The sequence below is a fragment of the Micromonospora sp. NPDC003776 genome (assembly GCF_053605645.1).
Map to the genome: position 1 here is coordinate 1 of NZ_JBSGJR010000578.1, position 4,322 is coordinate 4,322.

Annotated in this window: 4 protein-coding genes and 2 pseudogenes; 3 read left to right on the top strand and 3 right to left on the bottom strand. The window is 71.1% G+C overall.

What is annotated here, in order from left to right; translation table 11 throughout:
* A pseudogene (locus tag ACWEVO_RS31205) lies at positions 1-745 on the top strand (tetratricopeptide repeat protein); the annotation flags it as partial.
* A gap of 209 nt (positions 746-954) precedes the next feature.
* On the opposite strand, the gene ACWEVO_RS31210 reads toward ACWEVO_RS31205, so the two are convergent.
* Positions 955-2,544, bottom strand: coding sequence for an MDR family MFS transporter (locus tag ACWEVO_RS31210; protein WP_452311051.1), 1,590 nt, complete (start codon positions 2,542-2,544; stop codon positions 955-957).
* A gap of 114 nt (positions 2,545-2,658) precedes the next feature.
* Between ACWEVO_RS31210 and ACWEVO_RS31215 the strand changes: the two are divergent.
* Positions 2,659-3,262 (top strand): annotated as a pseudogene (locus ACWEVO_RS31215) (TetR/AcrR family transcriptional regulator); the annotation flags it as partial.
* A gap of 3 nt (positions 3,263-3,265) precedes the next feature.
* On the opposite strand, the gene ACWEVO_RS31220 reads toward ACWEVO_RS31215, so the two are convergent.
* Both ACWEVO_RS31220 and ACWEVO_RS31225 read right to left on the bottom strand, forming a co-directional pair.
* A complete protein-coding gene (locus tag ACWEVO_RS31220; protein WP_452311052.1) occupies positions 3,266-3,778 on the bottom strand; it encodes a GNAT family N-acetyltransferase in 513 nt (170 codons plus the stop codon).
* On the bottom strand, positions 3,775-3,990 hold the full coding sequence (locus ACWEVO_RS31225; protein ID WP_452311053.1) for a biotin/lipoyl-binding carrier protein: 216 nt from the start codon (positions 3,988-3,990) through the stop codon (positions 3,775-3,777). Before ACWEVO_RS31225 ends, ACWEVO_RS31220 begins: the two co-directional genes overlap by 4 nt.
* Positions 3,991-4,204: 214 nt before the next feature.
* Here ACWEVO_RS31225 and ACWEVO_RS31230 point away from each other — a divergent pair, with 214 nt between their 5' ends.
* Positions 4,205-4,279: a 50S ribosomal protein bL37 gene (locus ACWEVO_RS31230; protein ID WP_369700219.1), complete on the top strand. Its 75-nt coding sequence runs from the start codon at positions 4,205-4,207 to the stop codon at positions 4,277-4,279.
* The last annotated feature ends 43 nt before the right edge of the window (positions 4,280-4,322 follow it).

The window sequence follows — 4,322 nt, forward strand, 5'->3', positions numbered from 1 at the left end:
GACCGCGGCGGCGGCCGCGCCCGGACTGGACGTCGAGGTGGCGGCGGTGGCCGACCCCGACCCCCGGGAGCCCCGGCGGGCCACCACCTGCCAGGTCTGGCGCTACGAGGGCACCACCGCGGCGCCGACCCTGCCCACGCCGTCCACCGCGGCGGCGGAGCGGATCCGGCAGCTCGCCCATCCCGCCTGGCCACACCCGCCGGCCGCCTACGACGCGGCGGTGGGGCTGGCCACCCTGGACCTGACCGACCTGCTCGGCCTGCTGGTGCACCCGCCCGAACCGCCCGCCACCGCGCTGGGTCGGGTGCTGTCCGGCCAGGACCCGTCGCTCTGGGTACGCTGCGTCCAGGTCTGGGCCTGCCTCGGCCTGCTGCACCACCGCACCGACGAGCCGTGGGCCGGGTCCACCCGCCGCCGGGTGCTGGTGGAGCTGGTCTGGGGCGTGGAGGACTGGATCACCGAGGCCGCCCTCTTCGCCCTGGTCACCGCGGCCTGGGTCGACCCCGCCGTACGCCCCGACGTGGCCGAGGTGGTGGCCGAGCGGCTGGCCGACGTGGCGGCGGTGGCGCGCGAGCGGCCGGTGCCGATCGCCACCTCGCTGGCCTACCTGTCGCTGGCCACCCCGGACCTCGACCCGCAGACCCGCGCGCTGGCGAACACCCTGATCACCGGCCCCGCACCCGGCACCCGGCCCGGCCCCTGGCGCCGCCTCTGGCACCGCCTCCGCACCCTCCTCCGCCCCTGACCACACCCCGCCCCTCCCCGCGCCCTCCCCACGCGGGATCCGCGCTCTTTCACGGAAAGAGGCGCTATGACGGCCGCCAAAGGCACTCTTTCCGTGAATCAGCAGGGGGCACGGCGCGGGGAGGCGCGGAGCGGAAGTTGACGGGGGCGGAAACGGCGCGGCCACGCCGTACCCCGTCTCGGGTGGCGTGGCCGCGCGCGGAGGTTGGGTCAGGCGACGGGGGCCTTGCCGAGAGCGGTCTCCGCCTCGTCGTCGGGAGTGGCCGTGCCGGCCAGGGGCTCGTTGGCCGAGCGGAGCGGAACCTCCTTGATGAACCAGGCGAGCACCGGCACCGCGACGGTGAAGATCATCGCCCAGATGAAGACGTGCGAGATGCCGTCGGCCAGGGCGCCGAGGACGACCTGACGCATCGGGCCGGTGAGCTGCTTGAGCTTCTCCAGGTCCAGGCCACGGCCCTCGCCGGAGCCGCCGCTGAACGCCCCACCGGCGGCCGAGGCGGCGAGCCGGTTGGCGAAGATGGCGCCGAAGAGCGAGATGCCGAACGAGCCGCCGATGGACCGGAAGAAGGTGGCCGCGCCGCTCGCCGCGCCGAGGTCCTTCTGCTCGACGCTGTTCTGCGCGATCAGCATCGAGGTCTGCATGAGGAAGCCCATGCCGACACCCAGCACGATCATGTAGAGCGAGGACTCCAGCTTGCTGGTGTCGACGTCGAGCCGGGTCAGCAGGCCCATGCCGATGGCCATCACCACGCCGCCGATGATCGGGAAGGCCCGGTAGCGGCCGGTCTTGGTGATCGTCCGGCCGACCGCCAGCGAGACCACCAGCATGCCGAACATCAGCGGGAGGAGCAGCAGGCCGCTGTTGGTCGCCGAGGCGCCCTGCACGGTCTGCTGGAACATCGGCAGGAAGTTCATCGCGCCGAACATGGCGAAGCCGAGCAGGAAGCCGATCACCGAGATCAACGCGAAGTTGCGGTTGGCGAAGAGCCCGAGCGGCAGGATCGGCTCGGCGGCCCGGCGCTCCACGAAGCCGAAGATCACCAGCGCCACCAGGGCGAGCGCGGCGAGGCCGAGGATCTGCGGCGAGGCCCAGTCGTACTCGTTGCCGCCCCAGGTGGTGATCAGCACGATCGCGGTGATGCCGACCGAGAGCAGCCCGGCGCCCAACCAGTCGATCTTGTGCTCGGTGCGGTACTTCGGCAGGTGCATGGTGGTGGCGAGGACCAGCAGGGCCAGGCCGCCCAGCGGCAGGTTGACGTAGAACGCCCAGCGCCAGGAGAGGTGGTCGGTGATGAAGCCGCCGACCAGCGGACCGGCCACCATGGCGATGGCCATGATGCCGGCGATCATGCCCTGGTAGCGGCCCCGCTCGCGGGGCGGCACCAGGTCACCGATGATCGCCATGACGCCGACCATCAGGCCACCGGCGCCGAGACCCTGGACGGCCCGGAACGCGATCAGCTCGATCATGCCGTCCTCGACCCCGCCGAACATGCTGGAGCCGGACATGCCGCAGAGCGCGGAGCCGATCAGGAAGACGACCACCGAGGTGAGGAAGACCGCCTTGCGCCCGTAGAGGTCGCCCAGCTTGCCCCAGATCGGGGTGGAGACGGTGGTGCCCAGGACGTACGCGGTGACGACCCAGGTGAAGTGGTCGACGCCGCCGAACTCGCCGACGATCCGCGGCAGCGCGGTGCTGACGATCATGTTGTCGAGCATCGCGAGCATCATCGCGATCATCAGGCCGAACAGGACGACCCGGACGTTGGGTCGCACTGCCACCTGGGCTGGTTGACTCATGGGTAAGCTCCCCCGAAGATCTGTGACCGACTTACTTGCCGCCCGGCTAGTTACCTTACTAGCCGCACGGTAAGTTGGACAGCAGAAACCCGTCAAGCGAGTTAGGTGGTTACGGTGAGGGAGAGCACAGGCGGCACGCGGCAACGGATTCAGGCCGTCGCGCTGGAGCTCTTCACCGAGCAGGGGTACGAGAAGACTTCGCTCCGCGAGATCGCGGAGCGGCTCGGGGTGACCAAGGCCGCGCTCTACTACCACTTCAAGAGCAAGGACGAGATCGTCAACAGCTTCGTCGAGGACCGGCTGCGCCGGATGGACGAGCTGATCGAGTGGGCGCACACCCAGCCCGCCACCCTGGCCACCCGCCGTGAGCTGATAAGCCGGTACGCCGACACCATGTTCTCCGGCGACCTGCCCTCGGTGATGCGCTTCTTCGAGCAGAACCAGACCGTGCTGAAGAGCCTCAGCGCCGGCATGCAGATGCGGGACCGGATGATGCAGCTGGCCAACGAGCTGTGCCGGGGCGACGACTCGCCGCAGGCCCAGCTCCGCGGCACGCTGTGCCTCTTCGCCGTGCACACCAGCTGGTTCGCGATCCGCGCCCCGCACATCACCGGCGACGAGCGCAAGAAGATCGCCCTGGACGTGGCCGACGAACTGCTGGCGAAGATCGCCGACGCCGGCTGACGGACCGGTCACCGCCGCGGCGGCGGCCGGTCGGAGCTCAGCCGCGCGCCGGCAACTCCAGGCGCAGGCCCAGCAGGTCCACACCGGCCAGCGGAGCCCAGTCCTTCTCCGGCGCCCGGACGAACCCGAAGCGCGCGTACAACCGGTGCGCGGCCGTCGCCATGCCGCTCCGTACGCAGATCACCACCGCCGAGCAGCCCAGCTCGGTGGCCCGGGCCACGCAGGCCCGGACGAGGGCCGCGCCGGCGCCCCGACCCTGCGCGGCCGGGTCGACCGCGAGCATCCGGAACTCGGCCTCGCCCGGCCCGGAGAGTTCCGCGTACGGGGTGCCGGCCAGCACGAACGTCACCGCACCCAGCACCTCACCGGTGGCCTCGTCGACGGCCACCAGCACCTCACCGGTCTCGGCCCGGGAGGCCACGTCGGCCAGCACCGCGCCGTACCCGGTCTCGCCCTTGAGCTGACCGTCCGCCTCGTACGCGGCCACGGTCAGCCGGGCCACCGCGGGATGGTCCGCCGGTTCCGCCCGGCGGACGAGCAGGCCGGTCAACCGATCACCGCGATGAGGTCGCCGTCCTGCACCACGTCGCCCTCGTTGACCGCCATCTGCTGCACGACACCGTCGGACTCGGCGACGACCGGAATCTCCATCTTCATCGACTCCAGGATCACCAGCGTGTCCCCTTCGGACACGGTGTCCCCCGCCGCGACGACGACCTTCCAGACGTTCGCCACCATCTCGGCGCGGATCTCCTCGGCCATCTTCGGCCCTCCCTCTCCACCGGTGTGCCTGCGAACGGTATCCAATCATGGCCCGCGTCACGTTCCGAACCCCTGGCTTCCGCCCCCGCCCGACCCGGGCCGCCGTAACCGGCACTAGCATCAGCGGGTCGGTTCCCGCACCGCGGGTGGACCGGTACGCGACCTCGCCGCGCTCGCCGCGGCCGGATCCGTGACCAGCACAAGGAGGCAGAGCATGGCGAAGAAGGCCCGGAAGAAGAAGGCCCGCAAGAAGAGCGGCGCGAACCACGGCAAGCGCCCCAACTCCTGAGCATTCAGGGGCTGAACGCAGCGGTGGCCCGGGTCCGATCGGA

What these genes read in the sequence shown, in the direction of transcription:
- ACWEVO_RS31210 (WP_452311051.1), bottom strand. Translation starts at nt 2,544, where the DNA reads ATGAGTCAACCAGCCCAGGTGGCAGTGCGACCCAACGTCCGGGTCGTC.
- ACWEVO_RS31225 (WP_452311053.1), bottom strand. Translation starts at nt 3,990, where the DNA reads ATGGCCGAGGAGATCCGCGCCGAGATGGTGGCGAACGTCTGGAAGGTC.